This is a genomic window from Pumilibacter intestinalis (assembly GCF_943193005.1).
Taxonomy (GTDB): domain Bacteria; phylum Bacillota; class Clostridia; order Christensenellales; family Pumilibacteraceae; genus Pumilibacter; species Pumilibacter intestinalis.
Genome location: NZ_CALPCH010000001.1, coordinates 157,820 through 183,471, shown reverse-complemented (window position 1 = coordinate 183,471; position 25,652 = coordinate 157,820). Strand labels below are relative to the sequence as shown.

29 protein-coding genes and 1 tRNA gene are annotated in these 25,652 nt (G+C 50.7%); 9 read left to right on the top strand and 21 right to left on the bottom strand.

Annotation, left to right across the window (positions count from 1 at the left end; genetic code table 11):
• Nucleotides 1-127 precede the first annotated feature (127 nt).
• The 4 genes from NFR55_RS00900 to NFR55_RS00885 all read left to right on the top strand — a co-directional run bounded on the left by NFR55_RS00900 (nt 128) and on the right by NFR55_RS00885 (nt 1,578).
• Entirely contained in the window at nt 128-547 is a 420-nt protein-coding gene (locus NFR55_RS00900) for a winged helix-turn-helix domain-containing protein (protein WP_251545257.1), read from the top strand.
• Complete coding sequence (locus tag NFR55_RS00895) at nt 540-887, top strand: hypothetical protein (RefSeq protein ID WP_251545256.1); 348 nt, start codon at nt 540-542, stop codon at nt 885-887. The genes NFR55_RS00900 and NFR55_RS00895 overlap by 8 nt, the downstream gene beginning before the upstream one ends.
• 35 nt (nt 888-922) lie before the next feature.
• Entirely contained in the window at nt 923-1,459 is a 537-nt protein-coding gene (locus NFR55_RS00890) for an SIR2 family protein (RefSeq protein WP_251545255.1), read from the top strand.
• A 44-nt stretch (nt 1,460-1,503) separates the two neighbouring features.
• Nucleotides 1,504-1,578, top strand: a tRNA-Arg gene (locus NFR55_RS00885).
• Between the two features lie 251 nt (nt 1,579-1,829).
• Here NFR55_RS00885 and NFR55_RS00880 read toward each other — a convergent pair.
• The gene (locus NFR55_RS00880) at nt 1,830-2,417 is read right to left on the bottom strand and encodes a biotin transporter BioY (RefSeq protein WP_251545254.1); all 588 of its coding nucleotides are present in this window, start codon (nt 2,415-2,417) and stop codon (nt 1,830-1,832) included.
• A gap of 141 nt (nt 2,418-2,558) precedes the next feature.
• Here NFR55_RS00880 and NFR55_RS00875 point away from each other — a divergent pair, with 141 nt between their 5' ends.
• Together NFR55_RS00875 and NFR55_RS00870 are read left to right on the top strand one after the other, a co-directional pair.
• Nucleotides 2,559-3,083 carry a DUF4364 family protein gene (locus NFR55_RS00875; RefSeq protein ID WP_251545253.1) on the top strand — a complete coding sequence of 175 codons (525 nt, stop codon included), beginning with the start codon at nt 2,559-2,561 and terminating at the stop codon, nt 3,081-3,083.
• Between the two features lie 27 nt (nt 3,084-3,110).
• Nucleotides 3,111-3,386: a TIGR03905 family TSCPD domain-containing protein gene (locus NFR55_RS00870; protein ID WP_251545252.1), complete on the top strand. Its 276-nt coding sequence runs from the start codon at nt 3,111-3,113 to the stop codon at nt 3,384-3,386.
• Between the two features lie 67 nt (nt 3,387-3,453).
• Here NFR55_RS00870 and NFR55_RS00865 read toward each other — a convergent pair whose 3' ends face one another.
• The 12 genes from NFR55_RS00865 to NFR55_RS00810 form a co-directional block, all read right to left on the bottom strand.
• A complete protein-coding gene (locus tag NFR55_RS00865; RefSeq protein WP_251545251.1) occupies nt 3,454-4,089 on the bottom strand; it encodes a V-type ATP synthase subunit D in 636 nt (211 codons plus the stop codon).
• Nucleotides 4,090-4,115: 26 nt separating this feature from the next.
• Complete coding sequence (locus tag NFR55_RS00860; protein ID WP_251545250.1) at nt 4,116-5,486, bottom strand: V-type ATP synthase subunit B; 1,371 nt, start codon at nt 5,484-5,486, stop codon at nt 4,116-4,118.
• Nucleotides 5,487-5,511: 25 nt separating this feature from the next.
• Nucleotides 5,512-7,275, bottom strand: coding sequence for a V-type ATP synthase subunit A (locus NFR55_RS00855; protein WP_251545249.1), 1,764 nt, complete (start codon nt 7,273-7,275; stop codon nt 5,512-5,514).
• Nucleotides 7,276-7,298: 23 nt separating this feature from the next.
• Entirely contained in the window at nt 7,299-7,613 is a 315-nt protein-coding gene (locus NFR55_RS00850) for a V-type ATP synthase subunit F (protein ID WP_251545248.1), read from the bottom strand.
• Between the two features lie 2 nt (nt 7,614-7,615).
• A complete protein-coding gene (locus tag NFR55_RS00845) occupies nt 7,616-8,572 on the bottom strand; it encodes a V0D/AC39 family V-type ATPase subunit (protein WP_251545247.1) in 957 nt (318 codons plus the stop codon).
• 1 nt (nt 8,573) lies between these two features.
• Nucleotides 8,574-9,161 carry a V-type ATP synthase subunit E gene (locus tag NFR55_RS00840; protein WP_251545246.1) on the bottom strand — a complete coding sequence of 196 codons (588 nt, stop codon included), beginning with the start codon at nt 9,159-9,161 and terminating at the stop codon, nt 8,574-8,576.
• A gap of 64 nt (nt 9,162-9,225) precedes the next feature.
• On the bottom strand, nt 9,226-9,690 hold the full coding sequence (locus tag NFR55_RS00835) for a V-type ATP synthase subunit K (protein WP_251545245.1): 465 nt from the start codon (nt 9,688-9,690) through the stop codon (nt 9,226-9,228).
• Between the two features lie 173 nt (nt 9,691-9,863).
• The gene (locus tag NFR55_RS00830; RefSeq protein WP_251545244.1) at nt 9,864-11,825 is read right to left on the bottom strand and encodes a V-type ATP synthase subunit I; all 1,962 of its coding nucleotides are present in this window, start codon (nt 11,823-11,825) and stop codon (nt 9,864-9,866) included.
• 10 nt (nt 11,826-11,835) lie between these two features.
• Nucleotides 11,836-12,156, bottom strand: a complete 321-nt coding sequence (locus tag NFR55_RS00825) for a hypothetical protein (RefSeq protein WP_251545243.1) — start codon at nt 12,154-12,156, stop codon at nt 11,836-11,838.
• The gene (gene rpiB, locus NFR55_RS00820) at nt 12,153-12,599 is read right to left on the bottom strand and encodes a ribose 5-phosphate isomerase B (RefSeq protein ID WP_251545242.1); all 447 of its coding nucleotides are present in this window, start codon (nt 12,597-12,599) and stop codon (nt 12,153-12,155) included. Before rpiB ends, NFR55_RS00825 begins: the two co-directional genes overlap by 4 nt.
• Before the next feature lie 102 nt (nt 12,600-12,701).
• Nucleotides 12,702-13,184, bottom strand: coding sequence for an arsenate reductase/protein-tyrosine-phosphatase family protein (locus tag NFR55_RS00815; RefSeq protein ID WP_251545241.1), 483 nt, complete (start codon nt 13,182-13,184; stop codon nt 12,702-12,704).
• A gap of 206 nt (nt 13,185-13,390) precedes the next feature.
• A complete protein-coding gene (locus tag NFR55_RS00810; RefSeq protein WP_251545240.1) occupies nt 13,391-14,395 on the bottom strand; it encodes an L-threonylcarbamoyladenylate synthase in 1,005 nt (334 codons plus the stop codon).
• A gap of 58 nt (nt 14,396-14,453) precedes the next feature.
• Between NFR55_RS00810 and NFR55_RS00805 the strand changes: the two genes are divergently transcribed.
• Nucleotides 14,454-15,236, top strand: coding sequence for a hypothetical protein (locus NFR55_RS00805; RefSeq protein ID WP_251545239.1), 783 nt, complete (start codon nt 14,454-14,456; stop codon nt 15,234-15,236).
• Between the two features lies 1 nt (nt 15,237).
• On the opposite strand, the gene NFR55_RS00800 is transcribed toward NFR55_RS00805, so the two are convergent.
• Complete coding sequence (locus tag NFR55_RS00800; RefSeq protein ID WP_251545238.1) at nt 15,238-15,495, bottom strand: hypothetical protein; 258 nt, start codon at nt 15,493-15,495, stop codon at nt 15,238-15,240.
• Between the two features lie 89 nt (nt 15,496-15,584).
• Between NFR55_RS00800 and cls the strand changes: the two genes are divergently transcribed.
• Entirely contained in the window at nt 15,585-17,117 is a 1,533-nt protein-coding gene (gene cls / locus NFR55_RS00795; RefSeq protein ID WP_251545237.1) for a cardiolipin synthase, read from the top strand.
• A gap of 404 nt (nt 17,118-17,521) precedes the next feature.
• On the opposite strand, the gene NFR55_RS10485 is transcribed toward cls, so the two are convergent.
• On the bottom strand, nt 17,522-17,650 hold the full coding sequence (locus tag NFR55_RS10485; RefSeq protein WP_275556896.1) for a hypothetical protein: 129 nt from the start codon (nt 17,648-17,650) through the stop codon (nt 17,522-17,524).
• Nucleotides 17,651-17,725: 75 nt separating this feature from the next.
• On the opposite strand from NFR55_RS10485, the gene NFR55_RS00790 reads away from it, so the two are divergent.
• On the top strand, nt 17,726-18,271 hold the full coding sequence (locus NFR55_RS00790; protein WP_251545236.1) for an inorganic diphosphatase: 546 nt from the start codon (nt 17,726-17,728) through the stop codon (nt 18,269-18,271).
• A 59-nt stretch (nt 18,272-18,330) separates the two neighbouring features.
• Here the strand turns inward: NFR55_RS00790 and NFR55_RS00785 are convergent, their stop codons facing one another.
• The 6 genes from NFR55_RS00785 to NFR55_RS00760 all read right to left on the bottom strand — a co-directional run bounded on the left by NFR55_RS00785 (nt 18,331) and on the right by NFR55_RS00760 (nt 25,503).
• Nucleotides 18,331-18,990 (bottom strand): MgtC/SapB family protein, encoded by a 660-nt coding sequence (locus NFR55_RS00785; RefSeq protein WP_251545235.1) that lies wholly within the window; start codon nt 18,988-18,990, stop codon nt 18,331-18,333.
• 123 nt (nt 18,991-19,113) lie between these two features.
• The gene (locus NFR55_RS00780; RefSeq protein WP_251545234.1) at nt 19,114-20,259 is read right to left on the bottom strand and encodes an ABC transporter ATP-binding protein; all 1,146 of its coding nucleotides are present in this window, start codon (nt 20,257-20,259) and stop codon (nt 19,114-19,116) included.
• Nucleotides 20,260-20,263: 4 nt separating this feature from the next.
• Nucleotides 20,264-22,087, bottom strand: coding sequence for an ABC transporter permease (locus NFR55_RS00775; protein WP_251545233.1), 1,824 nt, complete (start codon nt 22,085-22,087; stop codon nt 20,264-20,266).
• 75 nt (nt 22,088-22,162) lie between these two features.
• Nucleotides 22,163-23,638 carry a hypothetical protein gene (locus tag NFR55_RS00770; RefSeq protein ID WP_251545232.1) on the bottom strand — a complete coding sequence of 492 codons (1,476 nt, stop codon included), beginning with the start codon at nt 23,636-23,638 and terminating at the stop codon, nt 22,163-22,165.
• 45 nt (nt 23,639-23,683) lie between these two features.
• Nucleotides 23,684-24,481, bottom strand: a complete 798-nt coding sequence (locus tag NFR55_RS00765) for a sugar phosphate isomerase/epimerase family protein (protein WP_251545231.1) — start codon at nt 24,479-24,481, stop codon at nt 23,684-23,686.
• A 203-nt stretch (nt 24,482-24,684) separates the two neighbouring features.
• Entirely contained in the window at nt 24,685-25,503 is an 819-nt protein-coding gene (locus tag NFR55_RS00760) for a polysaccharide deacetylase family protein (protein ID WP_251545230.1), read from the bottom strand.
• Between the last annotated feature and the right edge of the window lie 149 nt (nt 25,504-25,652).

Here is a 25,652-nt window from a genome sequence, read left to right as displayed (position 1 = left end):
TTTTGCGCTACATATTTATGCATTTTTTCGGTCGGTTTTTCGTCTCGATTTGCCGCAACATACTTTTTTCGTATATTTATGCAATTGCATGAATATTTATACAAGCATATCATATTTAGCGCATATAATGCTTGACAAAATAATACAAAAGGATTTGGGCGGAACGGCAACCGTTAAAGAGCTTAACCGCAAGACCGAGCAGGTAATGGGATTATCCGAAGAGATATGCCGAGCCATGCACTCGGCGGCGTCCAAGCTCACCGAGGTGGAATACAGACTTACTTGGACTCGCAACTACTTGAAAAAGGCGGGAATTATAGTATCGCCCAAGCCGCACGTTTGGAGTTTTGCCGAAAATTTCGATACAAACAAAATAGACAAAACAGACGTGTTCGAAATAAAACGGCAGGTGCGAAAAGAGCGTTTCAAAGCTCGCGAAAGCCCCGAGCTTACAAATTTGGAGAGCGGCAAGGCGTTTGAAAAGTTTGCGCTCTCCGTCCTCTTCAAGTATGCGAAAAATCAAAACAAAGATTTGGTAAGTGTCTGACAGTTTGTCGGAAGCGCAAAAACAAAACATAGCGGCAAGCATAGACAACTCCGAAAGAAATAGAATTGTAAAAATTTGGGATTACGACGACTTACTCGAACGGACGGAAAACGACTCCTCTCCCTATCTCGAAAACCCCAAAAAAGCGTTGCTCGAAGACGCGATACGCAATCTGCCCACGCCCGCGGAAGAAGCCGCAACCAAAGCGAAATTGCTTGCGGCTTTGAAAAAGGCATACGACGCAGAAGACGTCACTTTGTGTTTGGGCGCGGGAGTATCCATGAGCGCGGGCGTGCCGCTTTGGAACGAACTCATAAACAACATGCTCTCTCCGCCATAGCAAACGTGAGCACGCCGCGTCGCCATCACATGGGCGTGAAAAGCATTATAACATATAATTTCGACAACCTGCTCGAACAGCAGTTCGGCAAGCTCGCTCACAACGTGGTTTATCGCGAACAGGACGAGCCGAGCAACAGCGACCTCAATATTTATCACGTGCACGGCTACCTGTCCAAAGAGCTGAACGACTCCTACGACTCGAGCTCGGAAATAGTATTTTCGGAAGAGGACTATCACCGCATATACCGCGACTCCTTTTGTTGGTCCAACATAGCGCAGTTAAACGCATTTAAGAGCAGCACCTGTTTGTTTATAGGCTGTTCCCTCACCGACCCCAATCTTCGCCGCCTGCTCGACGTAGCCGTAAAAAACAAAGACAACGCCAAGCATTTCGCTTTCATGAAAAACAAAACTTTCGCCGCCGACTCTTGCAACGACGACCTCATAAAAATATACTCCGACATAGACCGCAACGTGCGAAACAACTATTTCCAATCCATAGGCATAAACGTAATATGGGTAAACGACTACTCGGAAATCCCCGCCATTCTCAATTCACTCGTTTCATAACTCTTGACAAACGATAAGCAAATATAGTAAAATACCTTTATCGCGTTTCCGTAGTTAAATGGATATAACGACGCCCTCCTAAGGCGTAGTTTCGGGTTCGACTCCCGGCGGGAACACCACAAAAAAAGCTCGTTTCGTTGAAATGAGCTTTTTGTTATTATGACAGTATTTACCACAACCGCGCCCGAGCTGTCAAGTAGTGCTATTATATCCCCTTGCGCGTTTTTGCGATATACGTATGTTTTGTTGTCGTATTTAACTCCCGCTACGCCGCTCGCAATGACATTTTGAGTTACGGGTTCTCCCGCAGAGGATTGCCGCGAACAATTAAAAGTTCTATCGGCTTAGCCGCCAAAAGCACTGTCGGATTTTAAGGCTGTACTCCCGTTTCCTCGTTCTTCTCGATTTGTTCGTTGGGCTTTCCTATCATTGTCATTATGCGCGGATAAAGCAGGCAGGCAAGGAATATGAGCACCGCGTCTTTAAGCAACATGAGAGGAATGGTTGCAAGCCCGCCGAGCGCGGCTATAATGCCGCTTCCCGTATAAAAAGCCACTATCAGCACCTGATAGCTTACCCCCACTGCGTAGTTGCAAAGGCAGCCGCAAAAGGCGCACAAAAACAGCTTAAAGGGATTTAGCGTTTTTTGTTTGGAGATGAGCGCGCCCGTAACGAAAGCCGCGAGCGGAAAACTCAAAATATAACCGAACGACGGGCGCAAAACGTAGTCGAAACCGCCGCCCGCCGAAAAAATCGGCAAGCCAATAAGTCCTATCGCCATATAAGCTATTTGGGCAAACGCGCCGTCTTTGCCGCCGAGTATCATGCCCGAAAGAATTACGAACAGCGTTTGAAATGTAAGTTTAATGGGCGCACCCGGTATGGGTATGCTTATAAGCCCGCCTATTATGGTGAGCATGGTGAAATAACTTATTCGAACGAGTCGTTTGGTTGTCATGAAAACAGTATATCATTTAGCGGTGCGCTTTGCAAATATTTAAGCGCAAAACGGTTGTTTTTTTTTTGCGAATATGCTATAATAAATAAACCGCGTCTTAACTTAAGCGGATTTTTTATCTGAAGATAAAAGGGAAAGAGCATGGAACTGTCGGGTAACACGACAATCAACAAGTTAATCATGTTGTTCGTTTTCGACAAAATGGATTTTCCCATAATGGAAGATACGGTTTTCAATTTGTGCACCATGAGCAATTCTTGGATATCTTGGATGGAATGCAAAGAAACGGTTGCGCAACTGCTCGAAACGGGCTTTATATATCAGTCCGTGCACGAAAACAAAGTTTATTACAGCATTACGCCCGACGGTCGCATGTGCTTATCGCACTTTTACACCCGTATCCCCTCCTCGCTCCGCGCCGAGATTACGGAGTATGTAAAAGAAAACCGCATGAGCTTTCGGCGCAAGCAGGAGTATTTCCGCAACTACTACAAAAACGCCGACGGCAGTTACACCGTACAGCTCAAAATCATGGACCCCGCGCAAACTATGCTCGAAATAAAACTCAACGTGTCCAACCGCCATATTGCCAAACTCGTTTACAACAAATGGGAAGAAAAGGCCGCTCAAGTGTTTTACTCGCTACACGAGCAGCTTGTAGACTAAAAAAGAGAAAATCAGGAGAAACGAAAAATGGAATCTTTCAGAACGCAAAAAACTTGCTGCCGCCAGATAATTTACGAGGTTGACGAAAACGACGTACTCACAAGCGTTAAATTCATAAACGGATGCAGCGGCAATCTTCAGGGCATAGCCAAACTCGCCGTAGGGCAAAAGATAGACTATTTGATAGAAAAACTCGGCGGTATCATTTGCCGCGAGCGCACCTCCTGCCCCGACCAACTCGCAAAAGCTCTCATGGACTACAAAGAGCGCAAGGCTCACCCCGAAGAAAAATCGTCGAGATAATTTCGGCAAAAACGATATAAGCGAATATTACAAAAGCGACTGCGTATGCGCACAGTCGCTTTTTGCGTTAAAGCTGTTGGTCGTTCATCATGGATTTAACTTTCATAAGTCGGGTAAGATTGCCGCGCTCGTTTTCGTCGAGCTTCATCAAAATATATTTAATGGTTTCGTTGAGCCGTGGTATCATAACGTATTCGAGCGCGTTAACACGCCTGCGGTTTTTCTCTATTTCGTCGGCAAGCATGTTGCATGTTTTTTCCACCTCGGCGAGTCGCAAAAGCCGCTCGGTGAGTTTGGATATTTTAATCACCGCCGAGTCGAGGTCGGACGGAGTTCCCGCAAACGCGTAAGGCAACAAATCTTCGGCGGGCGGCATTGTAACGCGCATATCGGGCACGTCCACCCCCATTATGTTTTTAGAGTACGTTTCGAGCTTAACCTCCACTTTGGGCATAGACAGCACCTGCTCTATATCCTCGCTCGAGGATACGGCGCGGGCGAGCATAAAACTGCGAAGCGCGTCGCTCACCTCGCCTTCTATTTCTTCGCGCAACGACTTATTGAGCCGCACGAGTTCCATGAAACGGCGTATCATTTCGTCGGATTTGTCTTTTAACAGTTTGTGCCCGCGCGTGGCTGTGGCGAGTCGGGTTTTGAGCCGCCTGAGTTCCATTCGCGTGGGATTTACCGCAAGTCTTGCCATATAGCTCCTTTACAGTTTCGGGTTAATCAATTCCCGAGATACTTTTCTATATATTCGTCTTTAATGCGCTTGAGTTCGGAAACGGGCAGAATGGAAAGCAGTTGCCAGCCGATGGTGAGAGTTTCCTCTATACTGCGGTTGCAGTCGAACCCCTGCGAAATATATTTGCGCTCGAACTCTTCGGCAAATTTCGCATACTTTTTGTCCACGTCGGTGAGTGCGGCGTCGCCGAGTATAGAACTCAGTTCCTTGGCTTCTTTGCCGCGAGCATACGCCGCAAAAAGCTGGTTCATGGTATCGGCGTGGTCCTCGCGAGTCTTGCCCTTTCCTATACCTTTATCTTTAAGTCGGCTTAGGCTGGGAAGCACGTCGATTGGCGGATTAAAGCCCTTTTTGTATAACTCGCGAGATAATATTATTTGCCCCTCGGTGATGTATCCCGTAAGGTCGGGAATGGGGTGCGTTTTGTCTTCTTCGGGCATGGTGAGTATGGGGATTTGCGTTATAGAGCCTTCTTTGCCCCGTATTTTGCCCGCGCGTTCGTAGATAGAGGCAAGGTCGGTGTACAAATATCCCGGATAGCCGCGCCGCCCCGGAACCTCTTTACGAGCCGCGCTCACCTCGCGCATAGCCTCGGCGTAGTTGGTAATATCGGTCATTATAACAAGCACGTGCATGCCGAGGTCGAACGCCAAATATTCGGCGGCTGAAAGAGCCATGCGCGGCGTTGCGATGCGTTCTATGGCGGGGTCGTTGGCAAGGTTCATAAACAGCACCGTGCGGTCTATCGCGCCCGTTTTGCGGAAATCCGAAATGAAGAAATCCGCCTCTTCGTACGTTATGCCCATTGCCGCGAACACCACGGCAAACTTACTGTCGGCGTTAAGCACTTTGGCTTGCCGCGCTATCTGCGCCGCAAGGTTCGCGTGCGGCAACCCGCTCGCCGAAAACACGGGGAGCTTTTGCCCGCGCACGAGGGTGTTGAGTCCGTCTATAGCCGACACGCCCGTTTGAATGAATTCGTCGGGATAGTCGCGAGCCGCGGGATTTATGGGCGTGCCGTTTATATCCACGCTTTTCTCGGGAATTATCTCGGGACCCCCGTCTTTGGGGTGCCCCATGCCGTCGAACACGCGCCCGAGCATATCGGGCGAAACTTTGAGTTCGATACTCTTGCCCAAAAACCGCGCTTTGGCGCTGGATATTTTAAGACCCTGACTCGCTTCGAACAACTGCACGAGAGCGCGGTCGCGGTTTATTTCGAGCACTTTGCCTTGCCGAACTTCGCCGTCTGCCTGCTCGATTTCCACGAGTTCGTTATACTTAACGCCCTCCACGTTTTCAACGAGCATCAAAGGCCCTACTACTTCTTTTATGGTACGGTATTCTTTTTGCATTTTGTCGTTTCCTTACTCGTAAAAATCAAAAAGTTTCGGAGGCTTTCAGTTCGCCGAGCTGTACTTTCATATCCGCGAAAACCTTATCGAGCGTTTCTATTTCGCTCTCGGGCACGTACTTGCTGCGCCCTATCTTATCGCGCGCCGCTATAGAAAGAATATCATTCAATGAAGCCGATTTTTCGAGAGCCTCCAAACCGAAACGGTAATAATCTATAATCAACTTGAGCATTTTGTACTGCTTTGTCATGGAGGTGTAAGTGTCGGTTTCGTGGAACGCGTTTTGGTGCAAATAGTCTTCGCGTATGGATTTCGCCGCCTCCATAGTCAGGCGGTCGCGCGGCGAAAGCGCGTCCACGCCCACGAGCCGAACTATTTCGTCAAGCTGAGCTTCCTCCTGCAGCACTCGCATAGCCGCGGCGCGGTAGGTGTTGTAGTCGGGCGCAACGTTGTCCGCATACCAACCCGCAAGCCTGTCGGAATACAGAGAATAGCTCGTAAGCCAATCTATCGCGGGGAAATGCCTTTTATACGCAAGCGACGCGCTGAGTCCCCAAAACACTTTTACTATGCGAAGCGTTGCCTGACTCACCGGTTCGGACATATCGCCGCCCGGAGGAGAAACCGCGCCTATCGCGGTTACGGACCCCGTGCGGTCGTCGCTCCCGAGCAGTTTCACAATACCCGCGCGTTCGTAAAATTCGGCAAGTCGACTGCCGAGGTATGCGGGATATCCTTCCTCGCCCGGCATTTCCTCGAGCCGCCCGCTCATTTCGCGCAGAGCTTCCGCCCAACGCGAAGTCGAGTCCGCCATAATAGCCACGTTGTAGCCCATATCGCGGAAATATTCGGCAATGGTTATGCCCGTGTATATGCTCGCTTCACGCGCCGCAACGGGCATATCCGAAGTGTTTGCTATGAGCACCGTGCGCTTCATGAGCGGCTGACCCGTTTTGGGGTCGAGTAGATTCGGAAACTCGTTGAGAACGTCGGTCATTTCGTTGCCGCGCTCGCCGCAACCCACGTATACTATTATATCGGCGTCCGCCCACTTGGCGAGCTGATGTTGCACCACCGTTTTGCCGCTTCCGAACGGACCGGGCACGGCGGCGACTCCGCCCTTCGCTATGGGAAACAGCGTGTCTATTACGCGCTGACCGGTTATCATGGGCATTTCGGGCGAGGTCTTTTCTCGATACGGTCTGCCCTTTCGCACCGGCCACTTTTGAAGCATGGTAACGAAATGTGAATTTCCCTCCGAGTCCTCGAGCGCGGCAACTATATCGTCTACCGTTTTCTCGCCCTCGTACACGGCGGTTATCTTGCCGCTCATGCCGAACGGTATCATTATGCGGTGCTCAATCACCTCGTTTTCGCGCACCGTGCCTATTATATCGCCCGCAATCACTTTGTCGCCCGGTTTTACTTTGGGCACAAAGTTCCACTTTTTGGTGTGGCTCACCGCGCTTACCCCTATACCTCTGCCGATACGGTCGCCGCTCTTTTTCACAAGTTGGTTCAATGGGCGTTGTATGCCGTCGAAAATTCCTTCTATAAGCCCCGGCGCAAGCTCCACCGAAAGCGGCGCGTTGGTGGAAACCACCTCTTCGCCCGGCCCGAGCATACTCGTTTCTTCGTAAACCTGAATAGAAGCGCGGTCGCCGCGAAGCTCAATCACCTCGCCTATAAGCCGCCGTTCGCTCACGCGCACAACGTCGTACATCTTCACGTCCTGCATGTTTTCCGCCACTATAAGCGGACCGGAAACTTTTACGATTTTACCTTTCATATTTGTGAGTCGTTCTCCTGTTTTCAAAGGATGTCCGCGCCTATCGCCTTTTCCACGTCGCGGCGTATACCCTTAATTCCGAACCCGTTCGTGCCCGCCGAACCGGGTATGGGTATCACGGCGGGATATGCGCGAGTCTTAAACTTGTTTATGGTTTCCGCCACTTGCGCCGCCAAATCTTCGGTAATGAATATTACCGCGTATTCGTCTTTGAGCCTTCGCAGCAGGTCGTTGGTTTCGAACATGCTCTGCGCCCCGAAAGTATCCGCTCCCACGGCTTTGAACGCGAGCACGCTGTCTTTATCGCCTATTACCGCTATCTTTCCGTTTACGGACACGGTTACGCTCCTTTGTAAAGCCGCGGATATATTTCCGAACGCGCCCCGTTTTTAAGACACGCGAGTATCAGCTTTACCGTTTTGTATTCTCTCATTTGAGCCAAAAAATATCCCGCAAACGGCGAAAGCGAACGCATATCGTCGGCTTTGCGCTCCCAAATCTCGGCGAGGTATTCGCTCGTTTTGGCTTCCGCATGCGGCAAACTCAAAGTTTCGGCGTTATCCGCAATAAAATCGTATTCGGTGTTTTGCAACGCCTTTACCGCGTCGTCGGCTTTGAACACCGCGAGAGCTTCGTCGTAATCGAGCTTGCCGCCCTCTATAAAAAGTTCGGCAAAACTCGCTTCGCTCATGCCGAGCGCACGCGCTCTCAAAGCGGATAATACGTTTGCCAAATCTATTTCGCTCACCGCGTATTTAACGAGGGATTTGTCTTTGGCTTTTTTTGCGCACTCTATCGAGTCGGCAAATCTCGCCTTGCTCAACATAATGTCTATGGTTTTGGGATTGGGCTTTTGCTCGGTAAACATCGAGTCCAACCTTTCGAGCGCGTCCGCCATAGGCTCGGGCAAAGCCGCGTAATCGCCTTTATACACAGCCGCCTTTATCTCCTCGTCTTGCATTTCGAAAACCGCGGCGGGGTTTTCCTTGCCGCTTACCCGCGCTTTGTAATACGCTTTTGCGTTGCCGTACAAAAAGCCGTTTATAAGGACTCTCGCAACGTATTCGTTGGGCGCGGAAGAAATAACGTAATCTATGAGAGCCGCCGTTTCGCGCGAAATGAACGCGTCTATATCGTAGCTCTTTTCGTCCGCAGTGCCGCCGCCGTAGCCGTAGTCGCACAGCATTTTCACGGCGTCGGAAAACTCGGCGTCTATCAACCTATTGAGCTTTTCGCCGTCCAAAAGTTTTCCTTCGTTATACCGCGCGACCGCGTTTGCGTAAATCCTCGTTACCATTTCAGCGATTTTTGAATATGCGCATTACCACGCCCGAAAGCGAGGTTTCGCGAGCGGCGTCGAGCATTGTTTCAAACGTAAGATTTTTATCGCACTTTACTCCAGAGAGTATTATGCCCCCTTTGCCCGCGTGCGTTTCGTCGGAGAACGTAAAATTCTTGCCCGTTTCTTTACATACGCTATCCAGCCACTCGGGGTGCAAACGCTTAACGTCGCGCTCGGCTACTATCACTTTGTCACCGTCTTCGCCGAATTTTTCCATGAGGTTGGCTATAAACTCGCGATAGATATGGTCGGTCATGTTGAGCATCTTTTTAGCCGCTTCGTCGAACGCGGCGTCTATAACGCGCTGTTTCGCCGCAAGCTCGGTTTTGCGAGCCTCCAAATTGGAAAGCGTGCGGCGGCGAGCCACGATATCGTCGGCGTCCTTGCGGGCGTTCGTAAGAGCCTGCTCGCGTTTACGCGCAAGCTCGGCTTTGAGTTTATCCATAGTTTCGTCGCGGCGCGTACGAGCCTCCGCAGTGATATTTTCTGCGGTTTGGTTCGCCTTTTCCACTATATCGGATACTATTGCCTCTTTTCCGTCCATGTTGTACTCCTATATAAAAACTTTCCTTTAACGCCGACGGCTTAGATACGCGAAGTATAAGCCGTCAGAGCGTCATAACGCCGAGGAACGATATAATAAACGCGAATATGGCGAATATCTCAACGAGCACCGCCATGGTCATTGCGTGTCCCATCTGCTTATCCTGCTTGCCCACAAGGTTTATGCCGCCCACGGCAACCGCGCCCTGCATTATAGCCGAGCCGAGTCCCACAAAAGCTATGGGCAGGCACAGCGCAAAGTATGAGAGTCCGTGCGCGAGCTCGAGCGGCGCGGGATTTCCCATCACGCCCGTTTGGATAAACACCATAAAGCCTATTACAAAGCCGTAAAGTCCCTGCGTTGCCGGCAAAAGTTGCAGCAGTAGCACGCTGCCGAATTTTGTGGGGTCTTTGCTCAGGAGTCCCGCCGAAGCCTGACCCGCACGCCCCACGCCTATCGCCGAGCCTATTCCCGAAAACACTACGGCTACCGCCGCGCCCAAGAGCGCCCAAAACAAACCCATTGTCATTTTTAATATTTCTCCTTTCTTTTTTGTAATGATTTTTTTACGTGTCATTGCGAGGAGCCGTAGGCGCCGCGGCAATCTCTTGCACAGAAAGCTTACGGTAACGATAACTTTCTCTCGGCTGAGATTGCCACGGGCACGAGTGCCCTCGTAATGACGGGATAACAACGTGAAAATTACGAAAAGCGCACGTATTTGGTTTTCTCGCCCATGGGGCTGAACGGTCTGCCGCCGCCCTCGTAAAACTTTCCGTAAAACTCGAGGAACTGCAGTCTTGCGTTGTGCACGTAAGCTCCGAGCACTCCTATGCCGAGGTTAAAGGCGTGCAGCGGCACGAGAATTATTATTCCTATCGCGTAGCCCGCTATCGGTATGGAGAAGAACATAGAGCCGAGAGTGTTGAACGCCATTCCTATCGCGCCGCTCGCAAGCCCCAGTCCGAACAGTCGGGCGTAGCTCAACACGTCGCTCAAAAGGTTTACAAGCCCGTAAAGCCCCGAGAAGCCGCCCATTATTTTGGAGAGCACGCCTTTATTGTGTCTGCCCGCCGTGAGCAGTATTCCCGCGAGCGAAGCTATCATTAGCCCCAAACCTACCGTCATAACCGTTTTTGATAGGTTGAGCAACATGTAAAGAGCCAAGCACGCCAAGCCGCCGAACAGCAGGAATATAAACGCGCTGTCGAGTATGGCGTCGAGCGGTTTGTGCTCGCGGAACTTTTTTGCGGAATTTAACGCGTAACCCGTGAGGAGCTGAACCACGCCGAGCACTATGGAAACGCCGAGCATCATAAGCGGCTCTTCGGTGGGATTAAACCACAGGTGCGGTATGCCCGAAATTGAGAACAATCCGCCGAACAACGCGCCCCATATTATTGCCGACACGCCGCCCATTGCAACGAGCGCAACGAGTCGCGCCGTACCCTTTTCGAGCTTAACGAATTTGAGAACGAGCCCCGCGACTATGCTTAATATAATGCCGTAGCCCGCGTCGCCTATCATTATGCCGAAGAACACGAAGAAGAACACGGCCATAAACGGGTTGGGGTCTATCTCGTTGTAGGCGGGCACGCTGTACATGTTGGTGACGTCTTCGTAAGGCTTAACTATTTTGTTGCTCACTATCAAAGTGGGCGGCGAGTCGCCATCCGCGGGCTTTTCCACGCTCGCAACTATGCGCTCCGTTTTGCTCTTTATCCTTTCGAGCACAGACTCCGCGGCGTCGGAGGGCACCCACCCTTCCGCTATGAACGTGCTTTGCGTAGACGAGAACTCCAGTTCAGCGGAAGTCTTTTCTATATCGCGCCCTATAACGTCGTACAGTATTTTCAAGTCCGAATAATATTTGCGGTAGCCGAGCGCACGCAAGAGAGCTTCCTTGCTCTTCGTTTCCGCGGCGCGTATCTCCTCCCCGTAACTGCCGAGCAATTGCTCTGCGGTGGAGTTATCGGTAAGAGCGCAAAGCGAGTAACCCGCCGAAGAAAGGGCGGCAACCGCCTTTTCTTTATCGCACAGCCGTACTATCACGCCCGTAAGCGAACCGCTCGCGCAGGGATATTTTTCGGTAAACGCGGGATAGTCGCCAAAACTCACCGCCGCGCCCGAGGGGTGAAACGCAAGCATGACCGAAACCGACTCGCCGTCGCCGAGTTGCGAAAACTTCAGCGGAAACGCCGAATACGGCTCTATCGCCTTAACTTTGTTTTTGCTTTTTTGTATCGCGGATTTGTATTCCACCCGCGCGAAGCTCAATTTTTCCAGCTCGTCGCACACCGCTCCGAGCTCGTATTCTTTGGCGGCTACGTCGTAAAAATCGTCGTACCCTATTATTTTGCGCCCGCCGCTCTTTTTTATTTCCGTTTCGGGAAACTCCGCAAGCGCGGCGTTGCCCTTTTTGGCGGCGGCGAAACGCATACTCTCGTATTCGTCTGCGCATTTATCCAGAAATTCTATCGCAAACGCAACTTTGGCTTGACGAGCGAACGCTTTTTCGAGATGCGAGCGGTCGGCAAAATTTTCCTTTCCGCTCACGGAAGGAACAGCTTCGAACGCTCCGCTTTCTATAAGCTCGTTCATTATAGCGTTTTTGTCCGACTTCAGCCCCAAAATGCGGAGTCGGCTCATCTTTGCTATCGCCATTTACGCCCACCTATATCTTTCCTTTTATTATGTTTTCGGCTATCCATTCGCCCGCGCCGCGCACGTTCTTTTGCGCGTTTCTCACAAGCTCCTGCGCCGCCGCTTCCGCCTTCTTTTGCGCCTCCGCGGCTTCGAGTTCGGCTTCTTTTTCCGCCTCCGCCAAAATTTCTTTCACCGCGAGTTTTATTTCGGCGTTTATCTCGGCTCTGAGCGCGTCGCACTCCGCCGCCGAGTTTTGCGCAATCTCTTTGGCTTTCGCGTTCGCCTCCTCTATTATGAGCGCGGCTTTTTCTTCCGCGGCTCTTATTTCGGCGAGAACCTGTTCTATCATTTCGCGCTTTCCTCTATCGCGGTTATTCCCGCTATGCGCCGAGCGTGACGGGGTTCGCCCGAAAACTCGGTTGAAAAGAACACGTCTACTATTTCGAGCGCAAGCCCTACTCCCGTTACGCGCTCGCCGAGCGCGAGCATGTTGGCGTCGTTGTGCTCTCTCGTGGCGCGAGCCGAAAAAGTATCGCCGCAAAGCGCGCATCTAATGCCCTTTACCTTGTTTGCCGCAATGCTCATGCCTATGCCCGTGCCGCATATAAGCACGCCTTTTTCGCACTCTCCGCTCGCAACCGCGCAAGCCGCGGCTTTGGCGTAGTCGGGATAATCCACAGCCTCGGGCGTGTGGCATCCGAAATCTTTCACCTCGAAACCTTTGCTTTCAAGGCGTTCTTTAACGGTGTTTTTGAGTTTTAACGCCGCGTGGTCGCATGCTATGGCAATCATTTTTTGCTCTCCGTTCGAAATGGAATAAAACTATATAATATATATTGTACCACAACGCGCATTATTTTGCAAGAAATTTCGTATCCGCTTTGTATGAAATACTTATGAAAGCGATTTGGCGTTTACCGACTCCGCCAAAGCAAAGACGTCGTCGCACGCGTAAAGCAGATATTCGGCGGTATTGAGATACACTTTCAAGTCGCCCCCGTACGGGTCCGGCACGTCGTGCGCTCCCGTAATTTCACCCACCGACCGCACTTTGTTTCCGAACTCGGCGAGAGCGCGGGCGTGCGACGAAGTCATGCACACTATCAAGTCGGCTTGCTCGCACATTTCCCGCGTGAGCATTTTGGCAGAATGTTTGCGCCTTACCGAAACTTTGAGTTTTCCGAGCGCGTTCAACGCGTTATCCGTCATGGGTTCGCCCTCGTTTGCCGCAAGCCCCGCGCTCATAACCTCGTATTTGGAAAGTTTGCGCTTTTTGCCCAAATAATATCTGAACAACGCTTCCGCCATGGGACTGCGGCAAGTATTGCCCGTACACACGAATATTATCTTTTTCTTTTTCGCCGTTTGTTTTTTCATGTTTCACAACCTTGGGAATTGTTTGTTGTAGGCGGAGCGTCATTGCGAGGGCATTTATGCCCGTGGCAATCTCAGCCGAGAGAACGAAGCAGTAGCTATTGCTTTCTCATGCAGGAGATTGCTTCGGCATTTCATGCCTCGCAATGACATGGTTACCCGCAGGGGATTGCTTCGCTACGCTCGCAATGACAGGCAAGCCCGCCGATTTAGATGATTTTACCCCCGCTACTCTTTACAAGCCTGTTTATAATCGCCGCGCCTATGCCTTCGCTCGGTACGCCCTCGGCTATTACGGAGTCGTAATTTTGGGAATCGGCACGGCGGAGAGAAGCAAAAAGCATGCGGGCATAATCGCCATAATCCGCGCCCATGCGGTACACTTTCCTTGCGCCGTACAAAGATGCGTTTTTATCTAAACAAAGTATCACGGGATTTTTACCGGAGCTAACGAGCAAGTCGTAATGCGCGTTTATTCCTCCGAACATATTGCCGTAATACGCCGAAAAATAAACCTCGGCTTTAGGCGAATAATGTTTGTATTTCATGCCGGGGCACAACGCCTTGCCCGTGCTCGACGCCGTTTGTATTTTGAGTCCGCAAACGCGCTCGAGTTCCTCTATGGAAATCCCGCCCGCACGCAGGAGTTTGGGCGCAACGCCGCTCACGTCGAGTATGGTTGACTCCAACCCTATCTCGCATTCGCCGCCGTCGAGCACGTACGGTATCTTTCCGCGCAAATCGTCGTATACGTGTTCGGCGCAAGTAGGCGACGGACGGGTGCTCGTGTTCGCGCTCGGCGCGGCAACGGGAACGCCGCACTCCGCCAAAAACTTGCGGCACGCCTCGTTGGAGGGCATGCGCACCCCCACCGTGTCAAGCCCCGCGGTTACGCAGTCGGGCACGCAGGATTTGCGCTTCATAACGAGGGTGAGCGCACCCGGCATAAAAGCGGATATCAGCTTTAAGGCAAGCGGCGAAACGAGGTCCGCAACCTCGCGTATTTGCTCGAGCGAACTCACGTGCACTATGAGCGGGTTGTCGTTGGGTCTGCCCTTTATGCGGAATATCTCTCTCACCGCCCGAGGCTCGAACGCCGACGCGCCCAAACCGTACACCGTTTCGGTGGGAAAAGCCACAACGCCGCCGCTCTTTATTCTTTGTGCGCACAGGCGTATGTTTTCGGGGTTGGGTTGGAGTATGCGTGTTTCCATTTTCTTTCCTTTGTTGCGTTAGGTTATATAATCTATACGTTCGGTAAATAATTGAGGTATGAAAAAAACTTCGGTTATTATAGACGCGTTTTTGACTTTTGCCGCCACGTTTTTGCTCGCCGCCGCGGTGATAGGTTATTTCGCACGCGATACGCTCGCCGTTACGATATCCGCCGCCATAGTCGCGCTCGCCGCAACTTTCTTTACCGGCAAACTTTCGGCGCACAGAGCCCGTCCCAAAAAACTGCGCCAAAAACAAAAAGAGATACTCAACAAATTTTTGTTTTCCATGCCCGACTACGCCTATGATTTCACGCTTAACGCCATACGCCGCAAGCGCGAGCCGATTGAGCGCGACGGACTGATAATAGCGGGCAAAACGGCGTTTTCGGTAAAACTCACTCCTCAAAAAATAAGTTGCGCCGAGCTTGCCTCGGTTTACGCCGCCGCCGCCAAAAACGAGTGCTCGCGGCTCGTTATACTCTCGGCTTACGGGGCGCAGGCGGACGCCGCCGAATTTTGCGGACTGCTCGGCACTCCCGCCGCGGAAATATGGGACTTTGCCAAAGTATACGATTTTTACTCGCACCTCGGCTGTGCGCCCACCGAGTCGCTAAAGCTCGCAAGCGGAAAGAAGAAATTCGGAGCGGTGCTCTCGGGCGCGCTCGCCCGCGAAAACGCACGCAGATATCTTTTCTCCGCAGTGATAACTTTGCTGTTCGCACGCTTTATGCCCTACTCGGTGTTTTACGTGGTTATAGCCTCGGTTTCGCTCACTCTCGCACTGCTGTCGCGGCTCAACATTACCGAAAAGCTAAAAGCCAAAAAGCGCAACGGGTGAATTATTTTTGTTCGTCGTCCGGTTCGCTCTCTTGTTCGCCCTCCCGTTCGCCGTCGGGATTGCTCTCTTCGGGTTTGAGCAAAAAGCGCAAAACCAAAAACAGCCCCGCTCCCAAAAGCCCCGAAACGAGAGCCGCGTATGCAACCGCGCCGTTCCACATATCGGGCGACACAAAGGTGAGCACGAGGGTTACGGAAAAAATCGCCATGAAAACCAGCGCGATAATCGCGAGAATACGTCTTGTCTTGTTGCCGTTCATAAATCAATTATATCAAATCGACAACGAATATGCAACAATTTGAAAAAAAGATTTGATATTTAACCGAGCGGGTGTTATAATATAGTTTAATGAAAAAACTTTTCAAGATACTCACCAATAAAATCGCCGTAACGGCGTTCTTCTTTTTACTGCAAATACTGTTTACGGCGGCTTTGCTGATATTGCTTTCGGCAATTTCCGCGTGGGTGTATTTCGGGTTCAGTCTTTTAAGTCTTTTCGTGTGCCTGTTCATACTCGGCAAAAACGCAAATCCCGGCTACAAACTCGCTTGGGTAGTGCCCATTTTGCTCATGCCGCTGTTCGGCGGAATGCTGTATATTTCGTTCGGTCGAACGGCGCGACTGAGGCGCAAAGCCCGCAAACGCTTAAAACGGGTGGAGCGCGACACAAACCACTACTACAACACCGCAAGAACGCGCTCGCAGGAACTCTCGCAAAACTTGCGCGACGACGCGCGAAAGCTGAGCGAGCTCATGCTCTCGCAGGGCGGCTATCCCGCCTACGCCGACTGCACGGTTAAATACTATCCGCTCGGCGAAGACTTTTGGCACGCGCTAATCGAAGACCTCGAAAAAGCCGAGAACTATATATTCATGGAGTATTTCATAATAGAGCGCGGCAAGTGCTGGAACGCGGTTCTCGACGTTCTCACCCGCAAAGCCGCGGCGGGCGTTGACGTTCGCGTTATATACGACGATATAGGGTGTCTGTTCACTCTGCCGTGGCACTATCACAAAAAGCTGACCGACGCGGGCATAAAAACGCGAATATTCAACAAGCTCAAGCCCACGTTCAACATACGCATGAACAACCGCACCCACCGCAAAATCACCGTTATAGACGGCAAAACGGCGTTCACGGGCGGCGTTAATCTTGCGGACGAATATATAAACGAAATCGACCGTTTCGGGCACTGGAAAGACACGGCGATACGCATAGAGGGCGAAGCGGCGCATTCGTTTTCCATAATGTTTTTGCAGTTTTGGCTTATGATAGGCAACGAAAGCGCACCCATAGGCGAATACCTGCCCGCGCCCAAAGAGCAAAACACGCGCGGACTCGTTCAGCCCATATCCTCCGACCCCGGCAAAAATTTTCAATTGATAGAAAAAGGGCTAATGACCATGATACACAACGCCGACCGCTACGTGTATATTAACACGCCCTATTTAATACCCGACAACGAATTTGTTACCGCGCTGTGCCTTGCCGCGGAGAGCGGAGTTGACGTGCGCATAACCATGCCGCACGTGCCCGACAAAAAACTGATATTCGTTATGTCGCGCTCGTTCTATCCCGTTCTTCTCAAATCGGGCGTAAAAATATACGAATATCTCCCCGGTTTCGTGCACGCGAAAAGCGCGGTGTGCGACGACTCTATAGCATATATAGGCACTTGCAACCTCGATTACCGTTCGTTTTACCTGCACTACGAGTGCGGCGCGTTTATGTACGACGTGCCCGAAATAGCCGACATGAAAGCCGACTACCTCGCCACGCTTGAGAGGTGCAAACAAATTACCTACGAAGACGCAACGGACGTTACCGCGTTTACCAAGCTCGCCCGCTCGCTTTTGCGCCTGTTCGCACCGTTGATGTAATGTTCTCTCGGCTGAGATTGCCGCGGGCATAAATGCCCTCGCAATGACAATGCACCCCAAATGCCCTCGCAATGACATTTATACCCGTGTCATTGCGAGCGAACGCAGTGAGCGTGGCAATCCCCTGCATGGAACATGTACAGTCACTGCACATTTCTCTCGGCTGAGATTGCCGCGGGCGCAAGCGCCCTCGCAATGACATTATAGCCCCGCGCCCTCGCAATGACATTTATACCCGTGTCATTGCGCTCAGCCGAGCGCGTAGCGCGAACGCCACGAGCGTAGCGAGTATCGAACGCAGTGAGCGCGGCAATCCCCTGCATGGAACATGTACAGTCACTGCACCGTTCTCTCGGCTGAGATTGCCGCGGGCGCAAGCGCCCTCGCAATGACATGGTTTGCGGCTACAAATCGTCGGCGTCTTGAACGGGTTCTTCGTAAAGCGGGTTACCGAACTCGTCGGTCACCACTCCCGTATAACTGCCCATAGGGTCGGCGTCTTCGTCTTTGAGAATATCTTCGATTTTGCGCATAACAAATTCCTCCGCAAATAGTATGCGGATACAAACGCGAAAAAACACGTAAAAACGTAAAGGAGCATACATATAATGAACATTTGGCACGATATCAACCCGTCGCGCATTTCGCCCGAAGACTTTGTGGGCGTAATAGAAATACCCAAGGGCTACAAGCAAAAATACGAGCTTGACAAAGAAACGGGTCTGCTCATTCTCGACCGCATACTCTACACGTCCACGCACTATCCCGCAAACTACGGGCTTATTCCCCGCACGCTCTCCGACGACGGCGACCCGCTCGACGTGCTCGTGCTTTGCAGCGAAAGCCTCGAGCCGCTAAGCATGGTGCGGTGCTATCCCATAGGCGTTATAACCATGCTCGACAACGGCTCGAGCGACGAAAAGATAATAGCCATCCCCTTTTCCGACCCCACGTATAACGAATACAAAGATATATCCGAACTGCCCAAGCACATATTCGACGAAATGCGGCATTTCTTTTCGGTGTACAAACAACTCGAAAACAAGCAAACGGCGGTAGACGAAGTCGCCGACCGCCGCGCCGCGATAAAAATAATCGAAACGTGCATACGCAATTACGAATTAAAATACAAAGACCGTGCGCCGCAACCGTGACGAAAAGTTCTCTCGTCAGAGATTGCCGCGGGCGCAAGCGCCCTCGCAATGACATTTAATCATTCTTCATCGTTTATTCTCGTTACCGAACGCACAAAAGCATAATCCCGCAATATCCCGGCAATAAACGAAGCGTCGGGATTTTTTTCGGTGCGAAGCACCACGCTAAACACAAGGCAGTCGGTGGTTTCGCTCCTGCGGGCGTTAACCTCTATAAAGCTCTTCACGCCGAAAAGTTCGCGTATTTGTTCGCTTGCGTCGCCGCGCTCTTCATACACAACTTTGAACTGTATATAACGCCTGCCGCGCAAAAAACCGCAATTTATATGCAGTAAACACTGCACGAGTATTATTATAACGGTAGCTCCCGCGGCAACCCAATACATGCCCGCGCCGCACGCCATGCCTATGGCGGCGGTGAACCACACGCCCGCGGCTGTAGTGAGTCCGTGCACGGCTTGTTTGCGGTGCAATATCATGCCCGCGCCCAAAAAGCCTATGCCCGAAACGACCTGCGCGGCAACGCGAGCGGCGTCGTAATTGGGAATATCGGCAAAACCGTATTTGGAAACGAGCATAAAGAGAGCCGCTCCGCCAGCCACAATGGAATGGGTTCTCATTCCCGCTTCCTTAAAGCGAATTTTGCGCTCCACGCCCATGGCGAACCCCAACCCCAAAGCGAGCAACATTCTAAGCAAATAAACACCCCAATCGGGCATAAAAGTCCACCTCCGAAAAGAAACGATATTGCACTATTATACGCCGATTTCAAAAACAGTCAAGCGATTTGACGTGCAAATCGGCTTTTTTTATTATTATATCCTATTTGCGAATAATACTTGCTATTTTGCGAGCTTAAGCGCGCCAGAGCAAAGCCGCTTGCCCGTAAATTTATCGAACAGCAAAATGCCGTTGCCGCGGAAAGAAACTTTGATTTGCTCGTCTACTGCGTAGTCCACGCCGCCGAACACAACCGACGTGAATATTTGTTCGCCGTAAGCAATCTTAACCGTTGTTTCCATGCCCGACGGCAGAGTTGCATGAACTTTGGCTTGTATGCCGCTCGAGCCTATCTCCAAAAATTCGGGGCGCACGCCCACCACTACGTTCACGTCGGACTGCGCGTTTTCCTCGCCCTCGGGTTTAACGGGCATTTCGAATACGTCCTCGGTTTGCATTTCCGCCTCTATACCGTACATATTTATGCGCAACTTGCCGTTTTTGTCCCTTTCGGCTTTCGCATCCAAAAAGTTCATTGTGGGGTTGCCCACAAAATCGGCAACAAACAGGTTGTTGGGCAAACTGTACGTTACTAGCGGCGGGTCGTACTGCTGCATAACGCCCGTTTCCATAAGGCACACTTTGGTTGCGAGAGTCATGGCTTCGAGCTGGTCGTGAGTTACGTATACAAACGTGGAGTCGGTGTCTACGTGCAAACGCTTCAACTCGGTGCGCATCTCGAGGCGCAGTTTGGCGTCGAGGTTAGAAAGCGGCTCATCCATAAAGAGAACTTTGGGGCGCGGCGCAAGCGTGCGGGCTATAGCCACGCGCTGCTGCTGACCGCCCGAGAGCTCCGACGGATAACGCTGTTTGAACTGCTCTATCTTGAGCATTTTGCAAAGTTCGTCCACCCTCTCCTCTATCTCCGGCTTTTTCCACTTGAGGTTTTCCAGTCCGAACGCTATGTTTTTATACACCGTCATGTGCGGCCACAGCGCGTAATTTTGGAACAAAAATCCCACGTCGCGCTTTTGCGGCGGCAGGTTTATTCCCTTGTCGGAATCGAAAACGGTCACTCCGTCTATGGTGATGAGCCCTTCGGTGGGAGTTTCCAAACCCGCTATCATGCGAAGAGTGGTAGTCTTGCCGCAACCGCTCGGACCGAGCAAAGTTATAAACGCGCGGTCCTCGATTGTCATGGAAAGATTATCCACGCCCACGAAATTGCCCCAACGCTTGGTAATGTTTTTCAATACTATCTCAGGCATGTTATTAACCTCCTACGCCTTTGTCTATAGACGCGCCCGTAAGTTTGTTTACGGCAAAGTTTATCACGAGCACGGTAACTATTATAAGCAGATTGAGCGCGTTAGCCGACTGCGGCCACCACAGCATCCATTCGTCAAGCAAAGTTGCCATAAGCGTTGTGGAGGGAGCTACGAGCAACACGAACAGCGAAAGCTCGCGCATGCACGATGTAAACGGCAACAGGTAGCCCGATATAAACGTGGATTTTTGTATGGGGAAAATTATGCGCACCATGCGCTTCCACCACGGAACGCCCACTATAACCGCCGCTTCCTCTATCTCGCCCGAGAGCTGAAGCATTGCGTTTATGCCGCTTCGGCTCGCCATGGGCAGGTACTTTATCGCGCCCACCAAAACGAGTATAAAGAACGACTTTCCTATGCCGAATATCGTGGTCATTGTGAGGAACGCGCCGCCTAAAGCCATAGAAGGCAACAGATAAGGCAAGAATGCCAAACTGTCTACTCCCTTGGCAAGTTTAGTGCCGCGCCTGCGCGACACCGCGTAGCCGATGAGAACGCCGCTCGAACCTGCGATAATAGCGCACAGGAAGGATAGCAACAGGCTGTTTCCGAACGCGCGCCACACCTGCTTTTCGAAGAACAGTCCTACCAAACCGTTTTGCGCGTCGGTGGGAGTTTTGGAAATCCAATACTGAAGCGTGAGCGTGCTGTAGTCGCCCGCAACCACGCAACAAGACTCGAGAGCAAAAGTTATAAGCGGCATAACCGCAAAGAAAATACTGAGCACAATGAGTATAACCGAAACCACCCATTTGGCTTTGCCGAGGTTTATATAAGAAACCTGACCCGACTTGCCCGAAACGGTGGTGAACGATTTACGCTTGCCCGTTACGTACTGATTGGCAACCAAAATAGCCACGCCGAACAGTATCATCACAAGACCCATGATGTAACCTTGCCCGTAATAGCCTTGATTGAGAAAGCTCTTCATGTAGGTTGTGAGCACGTAAAACCTGCCGCTTCCCAAATACTGCGGAACGGCGTACGCACTCATAGAACTTGAGAACACCAACAAAAACGTAGACATTAGAGCGGGCAACACTATGGGAAGAGTTATGCGCCGCACTATCTTAAATCTCGAAGCGTGCAGTATGGTTGCCGCTTCTTCGAGGTTGGCGTCCATGTTGCGCAGTATGCCGCCTATCAAAATATAGGCAAACGGCGCGTAGTGAAGCCCCAGCACGATTGCGCACGGCACAAGTCCGTAAACCATGCCTTCGGGCACTTTCAATCCGGTAAGGTTATAAACCATTCCGCCCGTGCCCGAGCCTATATCGGGGTTTTGCCAAAAGTTTTTCCAAAACGTGGCGAGAGTCCAGCTCGGCATGATATACGGAAATACGAATATCATGGATATTATGCTCTTGCCTTTCATGTTTGTGCGCGTTATGAAAAACGCCACTATGCCGCCGTACAGTATGGCTATTATACTCGCCAAAAACGACATAAGCATAGAGTTGCCGAGCGGCTTCCAAAAGTACATGGTGTTGTACTCGGAAGCTATCATTCTGTACCACCACAAGCCCGTCAGTTCGCCCATCTTCACGCCGTACCGCGTTTCGGTAACCGAACTTACGGCAAAGGTGTCGTAAACGAGCGTAATGAGCGGGTAAAAAATAAAGAATGCCAAAAATACGAAAAATACTACAAGTATTATGTTTGCGGGATTTGTAAAAAAGCGTTTAAGCCAAAAGCGAAATTTAAGCCATTTGCCCGCTTTTACGCTTTCTTCCCGTTCGATTTCGACATTGTTATCGTCATTCATCGATTTTCTCCTTTTCAAAGTTGTAAAATCAAGGGGAGCGGAGAAACGCTCCCCTCTCATTCGGGTTTAATTCAATTAGGATTTTTGGGATATTTGTTGGTTAATCCAATCGTCTACGTGGTCGGCTATTGCGGTGTTTATATAGTTGCCGTCCTCTACCACGAGGGTTTGATTCCAGAAGCTGAGCGGAGAGTCTTTCACTGTGGTTACCTCTTCGGTAACGCCCTTAAGACTGAGAGTTTCCTGTTTGTCGCCTACGGTTATTTTATCGCCTTCGGTAACGGTTTTGTCGGTAAGTTCGCCGTTCTCTATATATGTGTAAACTTTCTTATCGCCGTTTTTGCCCGTTTCAACCAACTGTTTTTTGTTGTTGTCGGTGAATATCTGCTTGCCGGTGTCTTTGAAATACACGGGAGTGGTTATAGAACCTTCGTATACGGGCACGTCTTTGTTGGAAGAGTATCCGCCGAGCGATTTCCAAGGTTTGAAACCTTCTTCGGTCATAAGGTAATTAACGAAAAGCATTGCGGTGTACGGGCGAGGTCCGTAGGTGCAAAGTTGCGCGTAAATGGAATACATAAATCCGGCAAACGGCTCTATGGTTTCGAATTCGGTGTCGCTTCCCGCTTTCTTATCCCAAGCGGAAACCTGCAAGTTCTCGCCTTTAACCGACGCGTCGCGCAGTTTGCTCAAAACGAACAATCCCATTTTTCCCGCGTTGGTATCTTTGGAAAGGTCTTGCGCAATGGTGGTGTCGCTGTTTATGGAGAAATTGCAATTTTTGAGGAATTCGGCAACCCACTTGTAGCCGTAATTCTTATAGGCTTTTGCCGAACCTACGTCTTCGGCGGCGGCGTTATTGTGCAATTTTTTATAAGCCGCCTCGAGTTTAGCCGACCAATCCTCTTTGGTAAGCATTATGAGGAAGTTTTTGTTTACTTGCTCGTTGTTGGGATTTTTGAAATATATGTTGTTCTTATACTTTGTATCCGTCAGTTCCCACACGTTGGTGAACTTAAGAGTGTTGTTCGCGTCTTTCACGTTGTACATAAACAGTTTGTTTATGAACTGATGAGCGAGCGGAAGCTGATTGTTTTCGTCAACTTTGTCTTTCATATCTTTGGGAACGTAGTTGGCGAGCAAGTTCGTGCTGTTGCGGTACAGCATGAGCGACGCACTGTCTTGAATGAGCACCATAGACGCGTTATCGCTGCCGCCCGGCGTGCTCTTTTCGTTTTCGAGCAATTTGTATATGGCGGAGTCGTTCTGCTTTTGCGCCATAGCGTTGGAACTCGTAAGCCCGAGAGCTTTGCCGTAATCGGAAGCAATGAAATTAGACATTGCCGTTGTGATACGAGAGGTGTTGCCGTAAGCCACGAAATTGCCGCTTTCGGTCTTTGCTTTTTCCAACAGTTCGGTTGCGGTCATGTTCTGACCTTCGTTAATTTGAGGAGTGATATCTCGGTCTTCGTCTTTGCCGCAGCCGATAAACGTGAAGCAGCATGCTACTCCGAGCACGACTGCAAGTAGGTAGGTTAACACTTTTTTCATTTTCCTTCTCCTTATAGTAAATTTTTTTATCCAAACGCGAAGGAATTACCCGCCGCAACTTGAATTCTCTACAGCGTTTCTCAACGTATCGTACGATATTTTGAGAAATTGCTCCAAACTTATTTTGCCGTAGTATCTGCTCGTTTCGTTGCAATAGCACTCGGTGTTATAATACTTTAGGTTTAACTCGCGCAAGCGTTTGAAAATAGGCGCGAAATTTATGTTACCCTCTCCCATCACGTGGTGGTCGTCCTCTTTGCCGCAATTGTCGTGTATGTGCGTGGTAACGAGTTTGTCGCCGAATTCTCCGAGTATATCGCGCTTCGGCGTGTAGCAGTGTTCGTGCCCCGTGTCGTAGCAAAGTTTGAGCCGAGGCGACTCTATATTGGAATAAATGAATTTGTTGTAATCGGGAAAACGCGTGTTTTCGAGCGCGATATTCACGCCCTCGCGCTCGGCGACTTGCACCGCTCTGCCCATGGTATCGAGTCCCGTTTGATTGTAAGGCGGAGTAATGAGATAGCGAGTAGTATGCACCACAAGATTTTCAACCCTGTATTTCGCGCAGTCTTGTATTGCCGCAACGAGTTGCTCGGCGTACGCTTTCGTAGTTTCTTCGCGCCACAAATAATCGGCGTGCAAAGAAGGGAAATGCAACGTGTTTACGCTAAGCCCCTCTTTGAAAGCGGAGTTTATCAAATCGTAACGGTTGCCGTCGGTAGCTTCGAATTCGTCGCCCCACCAAAACATAACGGCGTCGAAACCGGCACGCTTAATTTGTTTCAACCGTTCGTTTGCGGATACTTCATAGAACCCGCATCTGAAGTTCTGCCCAAGCACCATATCTCATCTCTTCTTGTAATTTGTAAATAGCTAATCTTTATTACTTCTACATTGTTTCACAATGTAGAAAAGGGGCATGCCCCTTTCGGCGATTTTTATCTTACCTATATTTTATCACCTATTACTTAATTTGTCAATACCCTTTTTGAAATTTTTTTGAGTTTTTTCGATATTTTTTTATCGACTTCGCGTTAACACTCACCCTACACCCCTATTTTTTTGAAAAACGCCTCGGTGTTCGCTCTGCCCGAACGGTTGTAGCGCATCACGCAATTCAGCCCCTCCGTACTGCCCTTATAGAACACGTTCACGCCGCCTTTGCAGGTTAAAAGCGCGCGGTATCCGAGCGAGCGGAAAATTTCCGCCGTTCCCTTGCCGTAGCTTCCGAACGGATAGGTAAACACCTCCACCCTGTCGCCGATTGCCTTTTCGAGCATGGCGCGGCACTTTTCGCTGTCGGCAACAAGGGCGGCGCGGTAATCTTCGTCGCTCTCGCCCGCCTTGCGGCTTACCCCTTTGCGCGGGTGCGTGCGGTGCATATCGTAAGTGTGGTTGCACAGTTCCGCTCTGCCGCCCGTATGCAGTTGCCTAATTTCCTCTTCGCTCAAATACGAATAAACGGGACTGCGCTTTGTTTCGCCTTTCTCCTTTTGGGTATATGCGCCCACAACGCTCACCGAAAATTTCATGCCGAACTCCTCGGCTAATTTGTCAACGTAATACAAATTGTTGTAAAACCCGTCGTCGAACGTGAGCACTACGGGTTTGAGCGGCAAATCGCCTTTGCCGTCGCAGTATTCTATTATATCGCGCATGGAAACCGCCGTATATCCCCTTTCTTTGAGATACCGAAAATCCGACCGCAAGCTGTCGGGCGATATTACGAACTCGCCCACGTTGGTGCGGCAAACGCTGTGATACATTATAACGGGAACTCTCCGCGACTGCGAAGCGTTGTCGGCGGGAGTAAAGCCGCAACACGCAATAAACGCCGCCGCCAAAAGCAATATAGTCTTTTTCATATATATAGTATTTTTTACATGTATGTATATTATACCCTTCTCCCGTATGGGATTGCCGCGTCGGGCTACGCCCTCCTCGCAATGACAGGGGAATCCGAATGTCATTGCGCTCAGCCGAGCGCGTAGCGCGAACGCCACGAGCGTAGCGA

Bases quoted from the DNA above. Each gene is read 5' to 3' on its own strand.
- rpiB (WP_251545242.1), bottom strand. From the start codon at position 12,599: ATGATTGCCATAGCATGCGACCACGCGGCGTTAAAACTCAAAAACACC.
- NFR55_RS00760 (WP_251545230.1), bottom strand. From the start codon at position 25,503: ATGAAAAAGACTATATTGCTTTTGGCGGCGGCGTTTATTGCGTGTTGC.
- NFR55_RS00840 (WP_251545246.1), bottom strand. From the start codon at position 9,161: ATGGACGGAAAAGAGGCAATAGTATCCGATATAGTGGAAAAGGCGAAC.
- NFR55_RS00765 (WP_251545231.1), bottom strand. From the start codon at position 24,481: ATGGTGCTTGGGCAGAACTTCAGATGCGGGTTCTATGAAGTATCCGCA.
- NFR55_RS00880 (WP_251545254.1), bottom strand. From the start codon at position 2,417: ATGACAACCAAACGACTCGTTCGAATAAGTTATTTCACCATGCTCACC.
- NFR55_RS00845 (WP_251545247.1), bottom strand. From the start codon at position 8,572: ATGGTAACGAGGATTTACGCAAACGCGGTCGCGCGGTATAACGAAGGA.
- NFR55_RS00815 (WP_251545241.1), bottom strand. From the start codon at position 13,184: ATGAAAAAACAAACGGCGAAAAAGAAAAAGATAATATTCGTGTGTACG.
- NFR55_RS00835 (WP_251545245.1), bottom strand. From the start codon at position 9,690: ATGACAATGGGTTTGTTTTGGGCGCTCTTGGGCGCGGCGGTAGCCGTA.
- NFR55_RS00900 (WP_251545257.1), top strand. From the start codon at position 128: ATGCTTGACAAAATAATACAAAAGGATTTGGGCGGAACGGCAACCGTT.
- NFR55_RS00825 (WP_251545243.1), bottom strand. From the start codon at position 12,156: ATGATAGAACAGGTTCTCGCCGAAATAAGAGCCGCGGAAGAAAAAGCC.
- NFR55_RS00780 (WP_251545234.1), bottom strand. From the start codon at position 20,259: ATGCCTGAGATAGTATTGAAAAACATTACCAAGCGTTGGGGCAATTTC.
- NFR55_RS10485 (WP_275556896.1), bottom strand. From the start codon at position 17,650: ATGCGCAAAATCGAAGATATTCTCAAAGACGAAGACGCCGACCCTATG.
- NFR55_RS00855 (WP_251545249.1), bottom strand. From the start codon at position 7,275: ATGAAAGGTAAAATCGTAAAAGTTTCCGGTCCGCTTATAGTGGCGGAA.
- NFR55_RS00770 (WP_251545232.1), bottom strand. From the start codon at position 23,638: ATGAAAAAAGTGTTAACCTACCTACTTGCAGTCGTGCTCGGAGTAGCA.
- NFR55_RS00860 (WP_251545250.1), bottom strand. From the start codon at position 5,486: ATGCAAAAAGAATACCGTACCATAAAAGAAGTAGTAGGGCCTTTGATG.
- NFR55_RS00870 (WP_251545252.1), top strand. From the start codon at position 3,111: ATGGAATCTTTCAGAACGCAAAAAACTTGCTGCCGCCAGATAATTTAC.
- NFR55_RS00790 (WP_251545236.1), top strand. From the start codon at position 17,726: ATGAACATTTGGCACGATATCAACCCGTCGCGCATTTCGCCCGAAGAC.
- NFR55_RS00800 (WP_251545238.1), bottom strand. From the start codon at position 15,495: ATGAACGGCAACAAGACAAGACGTATTCTCGCGATTATCGCGCTGGTT.
- NFR55_RS00810 (WP_251545240.1), bottom strand. From the start codon at position 14,395: ATGGAAACACGCATACTCCAACCCAACCCCGAAAACATACGCCTGTGC.
- NFR55_RS00865 (WP_251545251.1), bottom strand. From the start codon at position 4,089: ATGGCAAGACTTGCGGTAAATCCCACGCGAATGGAACTCAGGCGGCTC.
- NFR55_RS00830 (WP_251545244.1), bottom strand. From the start codon at position 11,825: ATGGCGATAGCAAAGATGAGCCGACTCCGCATTTTGGGGCTGAAGTCG.
- NFR55_RS00805 (WP_251545239.1), top strand. From the start codon at position 14,454: ATGAAAAAAACTTCGGTTATTATAGACGCGTTTTTGACTTTTGCCGCC.
- NFR55_RS00785 (WP_251545235.1), bottom strand. From the start codon at position 18,990: ATGCCCGATTGGGGTGTTTATTTGCTTAGAATGTTGCTCGCTTTGGGG.
- cls (WP_251545237.1), top strand. From the start codon at position 15,585: ATGAAAAAACTTTTCAAGATACTCACCAATAAAATCGCCGTAACGGCG.
- NFR55_RS00875 (WP_251545253.1), top strand. From the start codon at position 2,559: ATGGAACTGTCGGGTAACACGACAATCAACAAGTTAATCATGTTGTTC.
- NFR55_RS00775 (WP_251545233.1), bottom strand. From the start codon at position 22,087: ATGAATGACGATAACAATGTCGAAATCGAACGGGAAGAAAGCGTAAAA.